The following is a 19,848-nucleotide window of genomic DNA, read 5'->3' as shown; positions in this document are numbered from 1 at the left end:
GCTCGCGATGGACCCAGGAGCGACGCGCTTATCCTGTAACTGCGCGTAATCGTTAACGACCATCGCGAGCAGGCTCGCTCCTACAGGGCCCAGGCGCAGGCTAGAGGTCAGGTGGCGAACAGATAGGCTTCCACATCCATACCGGCATCGCGCATTTGCGCCAGCTTGTAGCGCAGGGTCCGCGGGCTGATACCCAGGCGCTCGGCCGCCTCTTTGCGACGACCGCGTTCGGCGCGCAGGGTATCGATGATCATCTGAAATTCTCGGCGACGCAGATCATCGCCCAGCGCACCGGCCGACTCGGCCTCGACTTCCACAGGACGCACCGGCGCCTGCGCCAACGCTGGCAGTGGCGCACAAGCCACCGGCCCGGCCAGGCAGAAATCCTGCGGCTGGATCAAGCCACCCTGCTGCAGAATCAACGCACGCTGAATCGCGTTGTCCAGCTCACGCACGTTACCCGGCCACGGATAAGCGATCAGGCACGCCTGGGCCTCGGGGGACAATCTGGCCGGTGAATGCTTCATTTTATTGACATGTCTGGCCAGCAGACGCTCGGCCAGCGGCAGGATGTCGGCGGTGCGCTCGCGCAACGGACGCCACGCCAGGGGAAACACCGACAGGCGATAGTAAAGGTCTTCGCGGAAGCGCCCCGCCGCCACCTCACCCGCCAGGTCACGATTGGTGGTGGCGACCACGCGAATGTCCAGCGTGATCGGCTTGCGCGCCCCAACCCTTTCGACCTCACGCTCTTGCAGTACGCGCAGCAGTTTGGCCTGGAGCCCCAGGGGCATTTCGGAAATTTCGTCGAGCAGAATGGTGCCGCCGTCGGCCTGCTCGAACTTGCCGGCTTGCGCGGCAATGGCACCGGTGAAGGAGCCCTTCTCGTGCCCGAACAAGGTCGCTTCGAGCATGTTGTCCGGGATCGCCGCACAGTTGATCGCAATAAATGGCTGATTGGCGCGATGAGAATGCTGATGGATGTAGCGCGCCAGCACTTCCTTGCCCGTGCCCGACTCACCCGAGATCAACACCGTGGAATCGCTGCGTGCGACCCGCGCTGCCAATTCGAGCAACTGCGCGCTCGCCGGCTCGAATGCTATCGGCCCTTCACCCTCAGCCAGGCCGAGACTGCCCAGGGCATGACGCCCCACCAGATCGAGCAACGCCCTGGGCTCGAAAGGTTTGACCAGATAGTCCACCGCACCTTGGCGCATCGCATCGACCGCACGCTCGACCGCGCCGTGAGCCGTCATCAGCAACACCGGCAATTGCGGCTGCCGCGCTCGCAACAGGCCCAGCAACTGGTGGCCGTCCATACCCGGCATGTTGACGTCGCTGATCACCAGGCTGAAGGCCTCGCCGCCGACGGCAAGCAACGCCTCCTCTGCCGAACCCACCGCCTTGTAATCGTGCCCCGCGAGCAATAGCGTATCGGCCAGCGCCTCGCGCAACGCGCGATCGTCCTCGACCAGCAGAACCTTGATACCCATCTGTGTCACTCCGCTCCTTGAGCGCTGCTGAACAACGGCAGGATAACCTGCGCGCAAGTGCCGCGACCGAGTCGCGAGCGCAACTGCAATTGTCCCTGATGAGCACGCGCCACTGCCTTGACCACGGTCAGGCCAAGACCTGTGCCAGTGGCCTTGGTGGTAAAAAAGGGTTCGCCCAATCGCGCCAGAACGGTGGCATCGATACCGGAGCCACTGTCGCTGACGCACAGGCGCAGGTAATTGCCGCGGGTGTAGAGGTGAATCTTGAGGCGCAATGGACCGGCACTGGACTGAATGGCGTTCTCGATCAGATTGAGGATCGCACCGACCAGGGTGTCGCGATTGCACAGCAACTCCCCCGAGTGACTGTCGCACTGCCAGCGGATCGGCAGATCCTGAACGTGGGTCAGCGCCGCCGCTTGCAACGATTGCATCAGCTGACCGGGCGTCACGCGGTCAGTCAGCGGCAACTCGCCCCGGGCGAACACCAGCATGTCGCGCACCTGGTGCTCCAGCTCGTGCAGGCGTTCCTTGAGGCGTCCGGCAAAGCGCTGCTGGGTAGCGACCGGCAGCTCTTGCTCGGTCAAATGACTGGCATACAGCAACGCGGCGGACAACGGCGTGCGTATCTGATGAGCCAACGAAGCGACCATGCGCCCCAGCGACGACAGCCGCTCATGTCGGGCCAGTTGATCCTGCAGGTGACGGGTTTCAGTCAGGTCGTTGAGCAACACCAACTGGCCAGGCTCTGCGTCCAGCGAGCGCGTGGCGATCGACAGGCGCCGACCATCCTTGAGGGAGACTTCATGACCATCGTCTTCGCGCGGCGCAAAACAGCGGGCAATGACGTGGCGCCACAATTCACCTTCCAGCGGCAACCCCAGCAACTCGCACGCCGCCGGATTGGCTTCGCGCACGATGCCCTGGGCGTCAATGACGATGACTCCGCCGGGTAAGAGATCAAGGAGGTTTTGCAGGCGGTTGGCCAGGCGTTCTTTTTCCGCCAGCTCCTGCATGCGCTGGGCACTGACCACTGCCAATTCACCCTTGAGCTCGGTTACCCGGGCTTCAAGCATGCTGTAGGAATCGGTCAACTGACTGGACATCTGGTTGAACAGCGTAAATGCCTGCTCAAGGCCAAGCCGGCTCGCCAGCTCTACGGACGACGGTTGTCCCGAAGCATCAAGGACAGGAGACATCTGGGCGGCTTGGGGCATCGTGCAATCTCGCTTGGCTGACCGTCAGTGAAACGGAACGTTGCGAGGGACGTAGCAATACCCGTGCCTAAAAAAAACTTCTTATAAATGAACGAGTTGAAAAACAGGCGTCAATCATCCGCCTGCTCGTCTCCATCACGACGGCTCATGCCGTACTTGCGCATCTTTTCCACCAGCGTGGTACGACGAATACGCAGGCGCTCGGCCGCGCGCGCCACAATGCCGTTGGCATCATCCAGCGCCTGCTGGATCAGCCCCTGCTCCAGACCACCGAGATAGTCCTTCAGGTCCAGACCTTCCGGAGGCAACATGGCATTGGCGGTAAAGTCCTGGGTATGGCCGTTGATGGCCACGCGCTCTTCCAGATCGCTGCGCAGGCTGTCGACCATTTGCTCGTCTTCATCGTCGACGTAGCGGAATTTCTTCGGCAACTCGACCACGCCGATCACGCCGTATGGATGCATGATCGCCATGCGCTCCACCAGGTTGGCCAATTCGCGGACGTTGCCCGGCCATCCATGACGACACAGCGACATGATGGCCGCCGAGTTGAAACGGATCGAACCGCGCTTCTCGTGCTCCATGCGCGAGATCAGCTCGTTCATCAGCAGGGGAATGTCTTCGACGCGCTCACGCAGCGGCGCCATCTCGATCGGGAACACATTCAGGCGGTAGTACAGGTCTTCGCGGAAGGTGCCGATCTCGATCATGCTTTCGAGATTCTTGTGGGTCGCCGCAATGATGCGCACGTCGACGCTCTGGGTCTTGTTGCTGCCCACGCGCTCGAAGGTGCGCTCCTGCAACACGCGCAACAACTTGACCTGCATCGGCAGCGGCATGTCGCCGATTTCATCGAGGAACAGAGTGCCGCCGTTGGCCAGCTCGAATCGACCGGCGCGACTGGTGATCGCCCCGGTGAAGGCGCCCTTCTCATGGCCGAACAATTCGCTTTCCAGCAACTCGGCCGGAATCGCCCCGCAGTTGACCGGCACGAACGGCGCTTCGCGGCGCTTGGAATGGTAATGCAGGTTGCGCGCAACCACTTCCTTGCCGGTGCCGGACTCACCGAGGATCAGCACGCTGGCATCGGTGTCGGCGACCTGTTGCATCATCTGGCGGACGTGTTGAATCGCCCGGCTGGTGCCGACAAGACTGCGGAAAAGATTGGGTTCGCGATGACGACCGCGCTCGCGGGCCTGGTCGTACATCTCGCGATAGACCTGGGCACGGTGCAGCGAATCGAGCAATTTGCTATAGCTGGGCGGCATTTCGAGGGTCGAAAGCACTCGCCGACGCTGGTCTTCCGGCAGGTCAATGGAAGAATTTTCGCCCATCAGCAAAACCGGAAGGAACTCATCCCAGGTCGAGAGTGTCTTAAGCAAGCCCAGAAGTGCACCAGGAGCATTGACCGTCCCGATAAGGACACAGATTACTTCACGACTTGACGACAAAGAGCCGACAGCCTGCTGCCAGTCATGGCTACCGCAGGGTAAATTTTCTTCGCCGAGAAAATTCAAAATCACCGCCAAGTCGCGGCGGCGGACGCTATCGTCATCAATCAGCAGAATTTTGGTTTCACGCCACATGCAATAGCAACTTCCCTAGTCAACTCAATGCCCAAAATGCTGGGGCAAGCTAAACGCTTGCAGGCACAAATATGCCTGAAGACGACTGAAATCTGGAACAGCCACTAGTTAAGTCAAAAAACCGTGCACAGTCAAATTTATGGCGCACTATATTTGGATTAACTGGCGTCAATTAACCAAACAAATGGTAAACCTTTGACGCTTTTTGTGCTTGGGTGATCTGCGACATTTCATCGACTATCGCCTGGCGCTCGCCCATGGTCACGGTCAGCAACTCTTTGTAGACGGCCAACAGCCCTTCGAGATTAGTCCGAAGCGCCTCTTCGTCAATCGGTGCTTCGCTGAGCACCTCGTCGACGCATTCGCGGCAGGTCGTATCCAGCTCGCCAATCGCATCCCAGTTACGCGCCGCCAGGGCGTCGATCAGGGCTTCTCGGGTTTCCTCAATTCGCCGCAGTGCTTGACTCATGACGTCATCCTCAGACCCTTGGGCCTATTGATTGGCAATTGCATCCCAACCGCTTTTCAGGGTTTCGAGCAGACCTGATACTTCGTCGATGATTGCCGCGTTGTTATCGCGATTGGCTTCCATCAGACGGGTCATCATGTAGGCGTACAAATTGTCGAGCTGTTGCAGCGAAGCCGGATCTTCGGTCTTTTCCGGGTTCAAGCCGTCACGCAGGCCGATGATGATGTCTACGGCCTTGCCCATCATCAACCCCTTGAGTGCGATGTCGCCCCGCTCCATCGCGCCTTTGGCCTGGGCCATGCGGTCGAGCCCGCCCTCCATCAGCATCTGCACCAGGCGATGGGGGTTTGCTTCAGAGATCTGGGCATGGGAATTGACCTTCTGATATTGGCGAAGGGCTCTCATGGGGTTCATGTTTCTACCTCGTGACAGACAACAGCTTGAAATTGGGAAGGCTCTGATCTTTATGTCGACTGGTCGACACATAACTTTAACGCGTAAGCATCACCAACGAAAAAACCCAGGAGCCGTCATGACAGCGTGCCTGGGTTTTTTATGCGTGATCCGAATCAGTCCGACTTCGGATTGTTCAGCGCATTGAGCGTGGTCATGATGCTATCGCTCTGGGCGCGCAGCCTGGCCACCAGGGAATCCATCGCGGTGTACTTGGCGGTCAGACTGGTTTGCAGGCTGGTCATCCGCGCATCGAGGGAATCCTGCTGCTTCTTCAGGTCGGTCAGGCTATCGCTCAAGCTAGCCGAACGCGCGGCAAAGACCCCGGTCGTTTTCTGCGCAAAGCTATCGGTGGCGGACTTCATGCGCGCAAGCAAACCGGTATCGCCCGAAAAGATCCCGTTGATATCAGCGGCATTGGTCTTTGCCGCAGCACTAAACACTTTGTCGTCAATCGACAGCAATCCGGTCTTCTGATCAGTCTCGACACCAAACTGAGCGAGAGACTTCATTTGACCGGTACCGCTCATGGCGTTTAATTCGGTACGAACCGACGACAGCAGCGAACGCAGAGAGGCGTCGCCCGTCAGGGCGCCGGTTGTCAACGAACCATCGGCATTGGTTGTGACCTGCGTCTCACTATTGGCGGCCTTGATTAGCGCATTGTAAGTATCGACGAAGCCTTTGACCGACGACTTCAACGTCGCGGTATCGGCAGACACCGTAATAGTGGCTGGCGTCGCCGCACCGCCACCGGATGGAGTCGGAGAAACACCCGTCAGCTTGACGGTGATCCCGCTCACTGCGTCGGCAATCGTATTGGACTTGGATTCCATCACCACGCCATCGAGCGTGTACTTGGCGTTCTGCGGGGTAGCGAGAATCGAAGTACCGGTCTCCAGACCGGAGTTGCCCGTCATGCTCAGCTCCGAACCGACACCGGTTTTGTTGGACGTCAGCACCATTCGAGAACCGTTGGCATCGGTCAGGATGTTGGCACTCAAGCCCTGGTTCGCGTACTGGGAGTTGATCGAGTCGCGCACCTGCTGCAAGGTCGCACCAGCCGGAATGCTGACGTCGAAGGTGTCACTGCCCTGCTTGATTGTCAGCGTGGACGGTGTAGAACCTGCATTGACGACCGAAGAAGCGCCGCCAGTGAAGACCTTGGTTGAAATTTTCGAAGCTGTTGCCAACTGAGTAACCAGCAGCGAGAAGCTGCCTGCCGCCGCACCATTACCAGTGGTGACGGTGGCGACTTTCTCATCGGAGGTCGTGCCGCTCAACCCGCTGAAGCTGGAGGCGGTTTTCATACTGTCCAACGCCCCACGGAAGGCATCCAGCGCCGCCTGGATTTTACCGATCGACGACAGCGAGGTGGTTGCTTTCAGCGTCTGATTGTTAATCTGCGTCTGTTTTGGCGCTCTTTCGGAGTCCACCAAAGACTTCACAATCGCCTGGGTATCGATGTTCGAACCAATACCACTAACCGATGTACCCGCCATCATCTCTCTCCTTTTCCAGTGGCTGCCGCGTTCTTGACCAGGAACGTCTTAAACAGCGACAGCAACAAAATTCATGCCAGTTCAGACTTTGTCGTCAAACAACAAACTACTGGCGTCCGACAGGCTCTGGGCCAGTTTCAGTGCAGCTTCCGACGGTATCTGACGAATCACCAGGCCCGTTTCGGTGGCAATGACCTTGACCACGACCCGGCCGGTTGAATCATCAATGGAAAAATCCAGATTGCGCTGGGCAGCCTGGACGAATTCCTGAATATCGGTCACTGCTTTTTCCAGTTCGTCGCGCTTGGGCTCCAGGCCCGATTTTGCGACGGTTTCAGTTTTGGGCTGATCCTGATTGTCAGTGACAGTCGGTGTTGCGCCCTGCGGGGCAACGGCGGCGGGATAAGACAGGTTCAACTTGACGCTCATGTCCATGTTAAATCTCCGCATCACTCAAAAGACAAAAGGGCACGTAAACGCGCCCTTCCGTCATTCGCCAAACGCTGGAATTAACCCAGCAGTTTCAGCACAGCCGATGGCAACTGGTTAGCCTGAGACAGGATCGCGGTGGATGCCTGTTGCAGGGTTTGCTGCTTAGTCAACTGAGCAGTTTCTGCAGCGAAGTCAACGTCCTGGATCACGCCACGAGCAGCCGTGGAGTTGTCCGAGATGCTGCGCAGGTTCGACACGGTGCTGTCGAAACGGTTTTGTACGGCACCGAGGTCAGCACGCTGCGAGTCGATGTTGCTAATTGCCTGGGTGATTACATCGATAGCGTTTTGCGCGTTGGCTGCCGTGGTCACGTCAGTAGCAGATACCGCAGTTCTGCTCGAGCTAGCAGCAGTTGCAGCTGCAGCACCAAACAGACCACCTACACCTGTACCACTCAGAGAGTAGCTACTGGTGGAGTTCAACGATACAGAACCGGTCGCCTTAATTACAGTAGCGGCAAGTGCGATCGAACCACCGTAAGCACCAGAACCATCTTTTGTGGAAACTTTTACACCTGCAATCGCCGCATCATCGCCCGCGTTGAATTCGATGTTTTCACCAGTATCCGACTTCACAGAAAGGGTGTCTGTGGTTTGATCGTAGTTGACGCTGATACCCAGCTTGGCAGCATTGGACTTCAATTGATCTGCCAGGCCACTAGTATCAGTCACACCGACCATGTTAACGGTTGCGCCACCTACTTTTACGGTGAAGTTAGCCGCTGGGCCTGTTGCAGGCAATGTAGAAGAAATCGCAGCGATAGCGGTCTTATCGACGGCAAACTTCACTTCAGTACTTGCGGTTGCAGACAAGCCTGGCACTGCACCATTCATCATGGCGGCAATCGATTTGGCAGTCTGACCAGCAGTGGTGGCCAGGGTCGCAATCTTACCACCACCAGTTACAATCAATGGGCCTGCGGCAACACCACCAGCGCTCGGTACGATAGCTACACTTTTAAGCTGCTGAGAACCAATGTTGTTAGCGTCAACGTTACCCAGAGTCATGTTGATGGTCTGGTTAGAGTTAGCACCAACTTGGAAAGCGGTAGTACCGAAAGAACCATCCAACAGGTTACGACCACCGAAAGTAGTGGTGGTAGCGATACGAGTCAGTTCTGCAGTCAATGCCGAGTATTCAGCGTTGTTCGACTTACGGTCTTCAGCGCTTGGCGAGCCGTTCGCGGAAGCCAGGGCCAAGGTACGCATTTTTTGCAGGATGTTGGTGGATTCCTGCATCGCGCCTTCAGCAGTTTGCGCGATGGAGATACCGTCGCCGGCGTTCTTGATGGCGGTGCCCAGGCCGTTGATCTGGCTGGTCAGACGGTTGGAAATCTGCAGGCCGGCAGCGTCGTCTTTAGCGCTGTTGATACGCAGGCCGGAGGACAGGCGCTGCATGGAGGTCTGCAGGTTGCCGGAAGCTTTGTTCAGGTTGTTCTGAACGGTCAAGGAAGCAAGGTTGGTGTTTACGGTTAAAGCCATGACGAAATCCTCGTTGGATGGATACTGCGGCTTCCGGCCCTGGCTACCGCCTGGTGTGGCCTAGAGAACCTACGTAATAGTTATCGTCGTGATGAGGCTTTGCTTGAGGGGTTTTTTTGAATTTTTTAGTGGCAGGGTGCCAGCCCTTTATTTTCAAGGCTTTAGAGCCAAAAATTCGGCGTCAGAAAAACGCAAAACGCCCGAAAATTTTCATTTCCGGGCGTTTTTTTGCCACTGCAATCGAAGGGATCAACCGCGATAGAGAATCGCCGAGCCCCACGAAAGGCCTACGCCAAAGCCGCTGATGGCCACACGCGTCCACTTCGAATCGAACACATGGTTCTGCAACAGCAGCGGGATGCTCGACGAGACCGTGTTGCCAGTTTCGAGCATGTCCTTGACGAATTTCTCTGGCTCGCCTTCTTCAAAGCGGCGCGCCACGGCATCGACGATGGCCGCGCTGCCCTGGTGAATACAGAAGGCGTCGATGTCGCTGGCTTGCAAATGCGATTCATCCAGCAGCTCATGCAAATGCGCCGGGACTTTCAGCAAGGCAAAGTTGAATACCTGGCGGCCATTCATGAAGAACACACCGTCGGTGACCTTCAGGTGCGGTGCGCCGGAACCGTCGGTGCCGAACTTCGACTTGCCCAGTTGCCAGATCGGGTTTTCGCCCATCCAGGTCGCGGTCGCGGCATCGCCGAACAGCATGGTGGTGTTGCGGTCTTCCGGGTCGACGATCTTCGAATAAGGATCGGCAGTAATCAGCAGACCGTTTTTCAGCCCCGTCGCTTCCATGAAGCCTTTGATCGCATAAAGACCGTAGACGTAACCGGAACAACCCAGGGAAATATCGAAAGCAGCGACATGAGTCGGCAAGCCCAGCTTGTCCTGAACGATCGCAGCCGTGTGCGGCAACCCTTCTGCATCACCGTTCTGGGTGACGACGATCAAGCAGTCAATGGATTCACGCTTGAGTTCTGGACTGGCAGCGAACAGCGCATTGGCTGCTTCGACACACAAATCGGAGGTTTCCTGATCGGCATCCATGCGCGGCAAAAACGCAGAACCGATTTTGCCAAGGATAAAGGTTTCGTCCTTGTCGAACTTTGCACCCTGGGCGTAATTATCAATCCCGGCTGCCGGCACGTAACTCGCTATATTTTTTATGCCAATCATTATGGCTTCCCAATAATAAACAGCTGAACATCGCCGCTCGCTGAACCGAGGGCGTCTACAGTCAGGGCCTGGCCCCCAGAGGAGACAACATCGGGGCTCAAGGTATACACCTTGAACAGCCCGCCACCTTCACCGCCCGCAGACAGGATACAGTGAAGATGCGCGTTTTGACTGACGGGTCACTCAGACATCGCTGCTTTATTTGATTTTGTGGTCCAGATCCCGCCCCTGGCCTGCCTTGCCCTATCACAAAAAAAGCAAAAAAAAAGCCAGCCCCCTGTGACAGGGGCTGGCCACGAGCGATCAAGACCGACTCAAAGCTTGTTGAACAGGCTCAACTGAGAAACCTTGGCGAAGGCCAGTTGCGCGGCCTGCAGCATGGTTTGCTGCAAGGTCAGACGCGTCAGCACTTCCGCCGGGTCGGCGTTCTTGATCGAGTTACCTGTCGATTCGTTGATCAAGCCGGTGCTGGAGTTCTGGTCAGCCTGCATGTCCATCACATTGCCCCGGGCACCGATCGCGCCACGCGCCAGGTCGACCTGATTCTTGCCGTTGTTCAGGTTGGCAATGGCCGAGGCCACCGTGTCTTCCAGAAAACGCTGCGCGGTCGGGTTGCCCTGTGTCGGCGCGTCGAGCGCCGAACGCAGCTGGCTGATGGTGTCGAGTACGTTCTGGGTCTGGTGTGTATTGACCGCGATATCAAACTGGTCACCCGGATTGAGCACGCCCGGAGGAGTGCCGCCACTCAAGGTAAAGTCGACACCGGCCGCTGTCGCCACGCCAGCCACCACAACCCCAGAGGTTACCGGCGTGCTGCCGCTGGTCAACGGACGGGCGTACAGATCGAAGGTCCCGGGACCGGTGAACTTCAGGACCGCCCCGCCTTCAGGGAAAAAGCTGCTGTAATCAGCGGCGTTGCTCACCGTTGCATTGCTCACGACAACCGTCGATACGTTGCTCGGCGCACGGTTGCTGACGAAGCTGTCCGGCTTGGCCGACAATTCGAAACTGTGAGTGGCGATGAAACCATCGATGTTGGTGGCGTTATCGCCGGACTGGGGGATGATGTCCAGTTTGAACGTCACGCCGCGGAAGTTGATGTCAGAGCCGCCCTTGGCATTTGGGTCGAACACCCCTCCGCCAGTCGCCTCGGCGGTTCTGTCGGCGCCGGTGGCATCGGTGATCACGAACTGAGTGCTGCTGGTGAACTGCAACTTGTAAGGCTCGCCGCCGCGGAAGTTGGCATCGAAGGCCGGACCGGAGTTCACCAGGCCTGGCGACAGCTTGACGCGTCCGTCATCGACGGGCGGCGTGAGCATGGTGGTCGAACTGCGAGCGGCGTTGATCGCCTGCTGGAAAACGTCCCAGCCGGTATCGTTCAGGCCCAGCGACATCGAGTCACCGATTTTCAGCTCCAGCTGAGTCTGGTCACCCTGATAGCTGTAGGTGCCGTCACTGTTACGCACAAACGGCTGAGTGTTGTTGCTGGCGCCGGAGAAGATGTACTTGCCGTTGGCGTCCTTGCTGTTCATCAAGTTCAGCAACTGCTCTTCGGACTGCTTGAGTTCTGCGGCAATGGATTTGCGGTCATCGTCGTTCAACGAACCGCCACCAGCACGTATCGCCAACTCGCTGACTTTTTGCAGTACGTTGTTGATGCCGTCCAGCACACTCTCTTCTTGCGCCTGAGCCGTGTTCAACGCGTTGATGTTGGTGGTGTACTGACCCAACATGGCTTTTTGCTGTTCAAGTTGCAGTAGGCGGGCCGCCCCGACCGGATCATCCGCCGCCGTCTCAAGCTTGACGCCGCTGCTGGCCTGCTCGGCGGTCTTCATCACGTTGTTGAGGTTGCGAGAGTAGTTGGCAGCCGTCGTGGCGTAATACTGTGCTGTAGAAATGCGCATGTTCTACGGCTCCTTATAGGGCATTGATCAGAGTGCTGAAAATTTCCTGCGCAGTCTTGATTATCTGCGAAGACGCCGTGTAGTACTGCTGATACTTGGTCAGGTTACCGGCCTCTTCATCGAGATCGACCCCCGATACCGAGTCACGGGCGTTTCGCGCCCCGGTCAGGATGGTGTCAGTGGCCGTGCCGTCCATCTGAGCCTGCTTGGTCTGGGAGCCGACGCTCGACACCAGGCCGCCATAAGCCTCGGTAAAACTCACACCCGGGCTAGTGGCAGTGGCACCCACCGTTGCCTTGGTTTGCAGACCGAGCAAGGCCGCAGCGTTGCGGTTGTCGGTGCTGCCGGCCGCGGTCATGGAAATGTTGAAACTGTCGCCCGAAGCCGGACTGCCGCTGACGGTCATCCCCACACTGAAGGTTTTGGCATTGCCGCCGGTATCGGTGTAAGGCACAGAAATGTTCAGGTCGTTGTTCTGGCCTGGCACGATGTTGCCGGTACCGATGCTGTTGCCCTTGGCATCGAACACTTCATAGGCAGTGGCGCTGGTCATGAGCATGCGAACCGGCATCGATGTCTTGACCGCCGTCTGCACTTCCAGACGCTGGACCGGATCGTAGATATCCAGGGCAGTGTTCAGTTTCGGCTGGCTGACAGCACCGGTGCCGTCATTGCCCGAGGCCTTGGAAGAGGTCAGCGGAGCAGCCGTGGCCAGGGTTTTGGCGTCGGTCATGACCGTGGTCATGTCCGCAGCGGAGCTGCGCGTCGGGGTAATCTTGAAGCTGTCGCCGGCGGTTACCGAGCCTGCGTTCAGGCTCAGGCTGAAGCCGTCTATGACCGGATCAGCAGCAGGAGGTGTAGCGAAAGCGAAGTTGCCCATGTCGGTGTTATCCGACAAGCGACGCACGTTGTAGCCCGTGGCCGTGACGGTCACCTGATAGTCGCTGGCCTGCAGCTTGCTGGTGTCCTTGATGGTGACGTTCAGGTTGCCGGAGGCCGGGTTGTTGTTCGCATTGGCGATGCTGCGCTGACTGATGGCCGCCGCGCTGTTGATGTTGTTGAACAGCGCCGCGCCGAAGTTACCGTTCTGGTCCAGACCCTGCCCCAGTTGTTTGTTGACCTGATCCGCCACAACCATGGCGATACGACCCAGGCTATTGACCGCCGGCGTCAGCACTTCAGAGCGATAGCGCAACAACCCACCCATCTGGCCGCCGCTCATCACACCCGTGATGTCGATCGACGAACTACCACGATCCATGATGATCGAGGAACGGGTCGGGTCGGTCGGGTCGGCCGCCACGCGCAATTTATTGACTGTGTCGCCGACAATCAATGGTTGGCCGCTACCCAGGTAGATATCCAGCCGACCTTCAGTTTCGGTGACCTGAGTGCCGACCAGTTCGTTGAGCTGGCGAATGGTTTCATTGCGCTGGTCCAGCAGTTCGTTGGGCGCGCCACTCGAACTGCTGACTTCACTGATTCTCTTGTTGTACGCCGCGACAGTCGACGCCAGCTTGTTGACCTGTTCGGCCATCGAGCCCAACTGATCGTTGATGTAGGTGTTCTGCTGCGTCAACTGCTGGGACATGGCATTGAAGCGGCTGCTCAAGCCTTGGGCATTGGTCAACAGCGCCTGGCGTGCGGCGTTGTCGTTGGAGCTGGCGGAGAGCGTCTGCAACGACGAGAAGAACGACTGCAGTGTTTTAGTGATGCCGGTGCCGCTGTCGGACAGCAGCTTGTCAACTTGCGTGGCCTGGCCGAGATAAGCCTGCGCATCGCCATTGAGCGAAGTGGTGGTCTGCAGTTGCGCGTCAAGGTAGCTGTTGTACACCCGGCGCACATCCGCCAGGGTCGTACCGGTGCCGATGAACACATTGCCATTCTGAATAGAGCTTTTGGTGCCCTGCACAGTTTGCTGGCGCGAGTACCCGATGGTATCGACGTTGGAAATGTTATTACCGGTAGTCACCAACGATGCGTGACTAGCGGACAAACCCGACATTCCGATGTTGAGCAAACTCATGGTTCAAACCTTATAAATTCGTTGAAACGCCCGCCGCAGCGTAGTTCTGGTAACTCGTCATCTGCTTGGCTATCTGCGAAATCTTGCTCGCGTAGTTCGGATCGGTTGCGTAACCGGCCTTCTGCAACTCGCGTACAAACTGTTCCGGGTTATCGGCCGACTTCACGACATCTTGATAGCGATTGTTCGATTGCAGCAGCGTTACAAGGTCGTGGAAGCTGTCCTTGTAGGAGTCGTAGGAGCGGAACTGCGCCGTCTCCTTGACCATCTGCCCGTTCCTGAATTCGCTGGTGATCGCCCGCGCCGAATTGCCCTGCCAACTATTGCCGGCCTTGATGCCGAACAGGTTGTGGCTGCTGCTGCCGTCCTGAGCACGCATGACCGACTTGCCCCAGCCGGTTTCCAGGGCCGCCTGCGCCACCAGGTAACGCGGATCGACACCAATGCGGGCCGCCGCTTCCTTGGCCATCGGCAACATGGTGTTGACGAACTGGTCGGCGGAACCGAAGGCTTTCTTCGCCGGCGCCAGCGGAATCTGCGCCATGGCGCGACCGTAGATCTGCATACCGCCACCGGAGGTTTGCTGCGCGTTGGCCAGCCAGTCGCCGTTATACAAAGGACCGGTGCCAGTGCTTGTCGCGCGCTCAGGCAACGGTGTCTTGTTGATCGTCGTGGCTGCGGCCGTCGCCGAAGGCACCAGCCCGGCCAACAGACGATCAGCCAGCTTCGGCGGCAACGCCAGGCGTCGCTGATTGATCAGAGCCATGTCATTGCGATGACCACCCTCGCCCGCCTCTTGCGGCGCATGGACCGATCGCGAAGCCCACAATGGACGCTGGCCATTGACCCGCGACAGCGGCCCATTGACCGCAACCGTGCCCGCCGCCACCGGCGTTTGCACGGCGGCCTTGGCAGCCTCTTGCCTGGCCAGCGATGCAGCAGCGGCCTCGCCCGGCGCCAATGGCTTGTTCTTCGACATCTGGCGCATCAGCACGTCCGCCAGACCGATACCACCGCCCTCGCGGGACATGGAAACGGCCAGTTGCTGGTCGTACATTTCCTGGTACTGCTTGGCCGCCGGCGTGTTCATCGGATTGTCCTGTCCCAGCGCTTCGGTTGCCGAGCGCATGGACTTGAGCATCTCACCGAGGAACAGCGATTCGAACTCCTGCGCCACCTTGCGCATGTTGCCGTCGCTGTTCTTGTCGCCGACCTTGAGCTGATTCAGGCGATTGAGGTCCGAATAGGAGCCCGAATCGCTGCTGCTGACCAGACCGCTCTTGCGCATATCCACGATGGCCGTCCTCAGATCACGATCAGATCGGCTTGCAGAGCGCCGGCCTGCTTCAGCGCTTCGAGGATGGCCATCAAGTCACCCGGTGCCGCGCCAACCTGGTTCACCGCCCGCACGATCTCGTCGAGGGTGGTACCAGGGCCGAACTTGAACATCGGCTTGGCTTCCTGCTGGGCGTTGACCTTCGAACGCGGCACCACCGCCGTCGTGCCATTGGACAGAGGGCCGGGCTGACTGACGATCGGGTCTTCGGTAATGGTCACGGTCAGGCTGCCATGGGTCACTGCGGCCGGGGAAACCTTGACGTTCTGGCCGATCACGATGGTGCCGGTACGGGAGTTGATGATGACTTTCGCGACTGCCTGGCCCGGATCGACTTCGAGGTTTTCCAGGATCGACAGGTAGTCGACGCGCTGGCTCGGATCGAGCGGCGCGGTGACGCGAATCGACCCGCCGTCGATGGCCTGGGCCACGCCAGGACCGAGCATGTTGTTGATCTTGTCGACGATGCGCTTGGCGGTGGTGAAGTCGGAACGGTTGAGGTTCAGCGTCAGGCTGTTGCCCTGGTTGAAACCGCTCGGCACCGCGCGCTCCACCGATGCACCACCGGGGATGCGACCGGCCGACGGAACGTTGACGGTAATCTTCGAGCCGTCTCGCCCTTCCGCGTCGAAACCGCCGACCACCAGGTTGCCTTGGGCCACCGCATAGACGTTGCCATCGATACCCTTGAGTGGCGTCAGCAGCAAGGTGCCGCCACGCAAACTCTTGGAGTTACCGATGGACGAAACGGTGATATCGACCTGCTGACCCGGCTTGGCGAACGCCGGCAAATCGGCACTGATCGACACCGCCGCGACGTTCTTCAACTGCACGTTGCCCGAACCCGGCGGCACCTTGATGCCGAACTGCGAGAGCATGTTGTTGAAGGTCTGCAGGGTGAACGGGGTCTGCGTCGTCTGGTCGCCGGTGCCGTTCAGCCCGACCACCAGGCCGTAGCCGATCAATTGGTTGGAACGCACGCCGGAAATGCTGGCGATGTCCTTCAGGCGCTCGGCTTGAACGTTGAACGCCGCGGACATCAGGAACGCAGCCATCATGAGACTTCTGAAATTCAACGTAGCCACCTAGAAAGGGAACAGCGGGCTGAGGAAGAAACGGTCGAACCAGCCTGGCTGACTCGCATCGGCAAACGAACCGGTGCCCGAGTAGGTGATGCGCGCATCGGCGACACGGGTCGACGGCACGGTGTTGTCGGTGGCGATGTCATCGGCGCGAACCAGGCCGGCAATCCGCACCAGCTCGTCGCCGGTGTTGAGGGTCATCCACTTCTCGCCGCGTACCGCGATAATGCCGTTGGGCAACACATCGGCGACGGTGACAGTGATCGAACCGGTCAGGGTGTTGCCCTGAGCCGCCTTGCTGTCCCCCTTGGTCGCGCGGTCACCTTCGTAGCTGGCACTCAGGCTCAGGTCGCCATCGCTGAACGGGTTGTTGGTGGTGGCGCTGCTGCCGAACAGCGAACTCAGGCCGATGTTGGCCTTGCTGTTCTTGCCAATTTGCGAGTTGGCGTTTTTGCTGGCCTGGGTCCTTTCGTTCAGGGTGATGGTGATGATGTCACCGACCCGGAACGCCTTGCGGTCGCTGTAGAGGTTCTGCTCGAAACCGGCCTGATAGATCGAGCCATTGTTCGCGGCCGCCGGCAACGGCGTGCGCGGCAACACCGGAGCGTAGTAAGGGTCATTGGGCTTGGGCGTCGCAGGCACGCAACCTGCGAGCGCGGTGATCCCACTCAGTGCCAGAACAGATACATAGCGATTCATGACCCTACCTCACGGTGTTGCAGGCGGCCCAATGGCCGCCACATAGACTTGATTACAGATTCTGTGTTACGAACGAGAGCATCTGGTCGGCGGTGGAGATCACCTTGGAGTTCATCTCGTAGGCGCGCTGGGTGGTGATCATGTTGACCATCTCCTCAACGGTGCTGACGTTGGACGTTTCCAGGGTGTTCTGCAGCGTGGAGCCGAAACCGTTCAGGCCCGGAGTGCCGACTTGCGGCGCGCCACTGGCGGCGGTTTCCAGGAACAGGTTGTTGCCCACCGCCTGCAGGCCGGCCGGGTTGATGAAGTCGGCGGTTTGCAGGTTGCCGATCACCTGGGCTGCCGGGTTGCCGGCAACGGTGATGGACACGGTGCCGTCGCGGCCGACCGTGAAGGTCTGCGCTTCGTTCGGAATGACAATGGCCGGCTCCAGGGCAAAGCCGCTGGCGTTGACGATCTGGCCGTTGGAGTCCAGGTGGAACGTACCGTCACGGGTGTAGGACGTGGTGCCGTCCGGTTGCAGGATCTGGAAGAAACCACGGCCGTCGATGGCCATGTCCAGCGGCTGCTCGGTAGTTTGCAGGCTGCCGGCGGTGAAGTTTTTCTGGGTACCGACGATGCGCACACCGGTACCCAGTTGCAGACCCGACGGCAGTTCGCTGTCCTGGGTCGACTGGGCGCCTGGCTGGCGCTTGATCTGGTAGAGCAGGTCCTGGAACTCGGCGCGGTCACGTTTGAAACCCGTGGTCGACACGTTGGCCAGGTTGTTGGAAATGGTGGTCAGGTTGGTGTCCTGGGCGGACAGACCTGTCTTGGCAACCCATAGAGCCGGAAGCATTCGATTCTCCTCGTGCGCCTGTTTTACGGCGCGACGTTCTGGTAATTAGCTGATCTGCAAGACCCGAGCCATGGCCTGGTCATCGTCTTTGGCGGTGTTCATCATCTTGATGTGCAGCTCGAACTGCTTGGCCAGGGCCAGAACGGAGGTCATCTCCTCCACGGCATTGACGTTGCTCGACTCGAGGAACCCGGACACCAGCTTGACGTTGGCATCGGCCTGCGCAGGCGCGCCGTCCTTGGTGTGGATCGAACCATCCAGGCCCTTGGTCATGTTCTTGAAGTCCGGGTTGACCAGCTTGATGCGATCGACTTCCGCCATCACCCGGGGACCTTCGCCCATCGCGCGGATGCTGATGGTGCCGTCCTCGCCGACTTCGATCTGCTGCTCCGGCGGCACGGAAATCGGCCCGCCATTGCCCATGACCGGCATGCCGTTGCCGGCGCGCAGCACACCCAGGGCGTCAACGTTCAGGCTGCCGGTGCGCACGTAGCTTTCACCGCCATCGGGATTCTGTACGGCAATCCAGCCGTTGCCTTGCACGGCAACGTCGAGGTCGCGGCCGGTTTCCACCAGTGAGCCAGGGGAGAAATCCGTGGCCGGGCGTTCGGACATGGCAAACGCACGCGCCGGAAAGCTGTCACCGAACACCGGCATCGAACGGGCCTGCTCCAGGTCTTTCTGGAAGCCGTTGGTGGAGATGTTCGCGAGGTTGTTGGCATGAGCCTTTTGCGCCAGTGCATTCTGGCTGGCGCCGGTCATTGCCACATAAAGGTACTTGTCCACACTCTTTCCTCTGCCTGCCGGACGTTTGCCGCCCACTGCTGTGTTGCGCAGGTTGTAGCAATTTGCAGACCAACTTGCGCGCAGCGGCTCCAACCCCCTTTAAACAAGGGGCTGGAGGCTAATCAGAAGGGAATCGAACGATGTATCGAAGACGAAAAACCGGCGCGGTTATGCCGCTTGGCGGCAATGCCGTGAAAAGCCGGCTACCAACCTTTCACGCCGCTCATGTCGGGCAATTTGTGGGCAATGCCTTTATGGCAATCGATACAGGTCGCCTGGCCACTGGCCAAGGAGGTGGAGTGCATGTTGGCGGCGCGTTTACCCTGGCGTGTGAAGTCCATGAACTCGAAGTTATGGCAGTTGCGACACTCCCGGGAATCGTTGGCCTTGAGCCGTGCCCACTCGTGTTCGGCCAGCTCCCGGCGCATGCCCAGAAACTTGTCCCGGGTACTGATAGTGCCGAACAGCTTGCCCCAGACCTCCTTGGAAGCCTGCATCTTGCGGGCGATCTTGTGCGTCCACTCATGGGGGACGTGACAGTCCGGGCACGTGGCGCGCACGCCCGAGCGGTTGGTGTAGTGAATGGTTTCCTGCAACTCGACAAAAACGTTGTCGCGCATTTCATGGCAGGACGTGCAGAACTTCTCGGTGTTGGTCGCTTCCAGCGCGGTGTTGAACCCACCCCAGAAAATCACCCCGGCGATAAACCCGCCGAGGGTCAGGAAACCCAGGCTGTAATGCACACTGGGCCGACGCAGCACACCCCAATAATCCTTGAGCAAGGCAAGCAAAGATTTCATGGCCTTTCCTCAAGGTTTCGGCTGGTGGTTGATTTCGTCTTGCAAGACCTGGTCGATGTTCTTGAAGCTGTTGCTCACCAGTGGCTTCACATCCTTTTGCGGCACGTGACACTGGTTGCAGAAGTATCGGCGCGGCGACACCGCGGCCAATGCCTGGCCGTCGCGGTCCATGTAGTGAGTGATGCTGATCATCGGCGCCTGGGTACGCGCACTGTTGGCGCGACTGTGGCAGGTCAGGCACTTGTTGCTGTTCATGTCGATGGCATACCCGCGAATGCTGTGGGGTATGGTGGGCGGTTGATCGGGGTAATTGCGCTCACGCTTGAGGTCCTTGTTCTCGTCTTCGGCAATGGGCGGTGCCGGCAGCTCCTGGGTCAGGGTCCCGCCGACTCGCCGTCCATCCGGTGCCGGCGCATCCAGTGGGTAACCGGGTTCTGCCGCAAATGTCGCGGGCAGCCACATCAGCAGCATGACAAGCAAGGACAGCGAACGAAAATTCATGAAA

Annotated in this window: 18 protein-coding genes; all 18 read right to left on the bottom strand. The window is 58.9% G+C overall.

All coding sequences use genetic code 11. From position 1 onward, the window contains the following. Positions 1 to 107 precede the first annotated feature (107 nt). Entirely contained in the window at positions 108 to 1,493 is a 1,386-nt protein-coding gene (locus PspS34_RS07330; protein WP_154860758.1) for a sigma-54 dependent transcriptional regulator, read from the bottom strand. 5 nt (positions 1,494 to 1,498) lie between these two features. Then, positions 1,499 to 2,692, bottom strand: a complete 1,194-nt coding sequence (locus PspS34_RS07325; protein WP_174245536.1) for an ATP-binding protein — start codon at positions 2,690 to 2,692, stop codon at positions 1,499 to 1,501. A 128-nt stretch (positions 2,693 to 2,820) separates the two neighbouring features. After that, positions 2,821 to 4,296, bottom strand: coding sequence for a sigma-54 dependent transcriptional regulator (locus PspS34_RS07320; protein ID WP_150813413.1), 1,476 nt, complete (start codon positions 4,294 to 4,296; stop codon positions 2,821 to 2,823). 172 nt (positions 4,297 to 4,468) lie between these two features. Continuing rightward, on the bottom strand, positions 4,469 to 4,765 hold the full coding sequence (gene fliT / locus PspS34_RS07315) for a flagellar protein FliT (RefSeq protein ID WP_154860760.1): 297 nt from the start codon (positions 4,763 to 4,765) through the stop codon (positions 4,469 to 4,471). A gap of 24 nt (positions 4,766 to 4,789) precedes the next feature. Next, entirely contained in the window at positions 4,790 to 5,179 is a 390-nt protein-coding gene (gene fliS / locus PspS34_RS07310; protein WP_008001785.1) for a flagellar export chaperone FliS, read from the bottom strand. 155 nt (positions 5,180 to 5,334) lie between these two features. Continuing rightward, a complete protein-coding gene (gene fliD, locus PspS34_RS07305) occupies positions 5,335 to 6,720 on the bottom strand; it encodes a flagellar filament capping protein FliD (RefSeq protein ID WP_154860761.1) in 1,386 nt (461 codons plus the stop codon). 81 nt (positions 6,721 to 6,801) lie between these two features. Continuing rightward, positions 6,802 to 7,155 carry a flagellar protein FlaG gene (locus PspS34_RS07300; protein WP_154860762.1) on the bottom strand — a complete coding sequence of 118 codons (354 nt, stop codon included), beginning with the start codon at positions 7,153 to 7,155 and terminating at the stop codon, positions 6,802 to 6,804. A 74-nt stretch (positions 7,156 to 7,229) separates the two neighbouring features. Then, complete coding sequence (locus tag PspS34_RS07295; protein WP_154860763.1) at positions 7,230 to 8,693, bottom strand: flagellin; 1,464 nt, start codon at positions 8,691 to 8,693, stop codon at positions 7,230 to 7,232. 249 nt (positions 8,694 to 8,942) lie between these two features. Next, on the bottom strand, positions 8,943 to 9,872 hold the full coding sequence (locus tag PspS34_RS07290) for a ketoacyl-ACP synthase III (RefSeq protein ID WP_154860764.1): 930 nt from the start codon (positions 9,870 to 9,872) through the stop codon (positions 8,943 to 8,945). 314 nt (positions 9,873 to 10,186) lie between these two features. Then, positions 10,187 to 11,776 carry a flagellar hook-associated protein 3 gene (locus tag PspS34_RS07285; RefSeq protein WP_154860765.1) on the bottom strand — a complete coding sequence of 530 codons (1,590 nt, stop codon included), beginning with the start codon at positions 11,774 to 11,776 and terminating at the stop codon, positions 10,187 to 10,189. Between the two features lie 13 nt (positions 11,777 to 11,789). Further along, a complete protein-coding gene (flgK, locus tag PspS34_RS07280; RefSeq protein WP_154860766.1) occupies positions 11,790 to 13,802 on the bottom strand; it encodes a flagellar hook-associated protein FlgK in 2,013 nt (670 codons plus the stop codon). Between the two features lie 10 nt (positions 13,803 to 13,812). Beyond that, positions 13,813 to 15,096: a flagellar assembly peptidoglycan hydrolase FlgJ gene (flgJ, locus tag PspS34_RS07275; protein ID WP_154860767.1), complete on the bottom strand. Its 1,284-nt coding sequence runs from the start codon at positions 15,094 to 15,096 to the stop codon at positions 13,813 to 13,815. Between the two features lie 11 nt (positions 15,097 to 15,107). Next, complete coding sequence (locus PspS34_RS07270; RefSeq protein ID WP_057715914.1) at positions 15,108 to 16,196, bottom strand: flagellar basal body P-ring protein FlgI; 1,089 nt, start codon at positions 16,194 to 16,196, stop codon at positions 15,108 to 15,110. Between the two features lie 27 nt (positions 16,197 to 16,223). After that, the gene (gene flgH / locus PspS34_RS07265; RefSeq protein WP_057715915.1) at positions 16,224 to 16,919 is read right to left on the bottom strand and encodes a flagellar basal body L-ring protein FlgH; all 696 of its coding nucleotides are present in this window, start codon (positions 16,917 to 16,919) and stop codon (positions 16,224 to 16,226) included. A gap of 52 nt (positions 16,920 to 16,971) precedes the next feature. Further along, positions 16,972 to 17,757 carry a flagellar basal-body rod protein FlgG gene (flgG, locus tag PspS34_RS07260; RefSeq protein ID WP_056721513.1) on the bottom strand — a complete coding sequence of 262 codons (786 nt, stop codon included), beginning with the start codon at positions 17,755 to 17,757 and terminating at the stop codon, positions 16,972 to 16,974. 45 nt (positions 17,758 to 17,802) lie between these two features. Then, positions 17,803 to 18,543, bottom strand: coding sequence for a flagellar basal body rod protein FlgF (locus PspS34_RS07255; protein WP_090453789.1), 741 nt, complete (start codon positions 18,541 to 18,543; stop codon positions 17,803 to 17,805). Positions 18,544 to 18,746: 203 nt separating this feature from the next. Beyond that, the gene (locus tag PspS34_RS07250) at positions 18,747 to 19,343 is read right to left on the bottom strand and encodes a cytochrome c3 family protein (protein ID WP_085723386.1); all 597 of its coding nucleotides are present in this window, start codon (positions 19,341 to 19,343) and stop codon (positions 18,747 to 18,749) included. A gap of 9 nt (positions 19,344 to 19,352) precedes the next feature. Next, entirely contained in the window at positions 19,353 to 19,844 is a 492-nt protein-coding gene (locus tag PspS34_RS07245) for a nitrate reductase cytochrome c-type subunit (RefSeq protein ID WP_150813402.1), read from the bottom strand. Positions 19,845 to 19,848: the final 4 nt, after the last annotated feature.

Origin of the sequence: Pseudomonas sp. S34 (assembly GCF_009866745.1) — a bacterium.
Taxonomy (GTDB): domain Bacteria; phylum Pseudomonadota; class Gammaproteobacteria; order Pseudomonadales; family Pseudomonadaceae; genus Aquipseudomonas; species Aquipseudomonas jessenii.
Note: the sequence above shows the minus strand (reverse complement) of the source record. Positions and strands in the feature narration are given on the sequence as shown.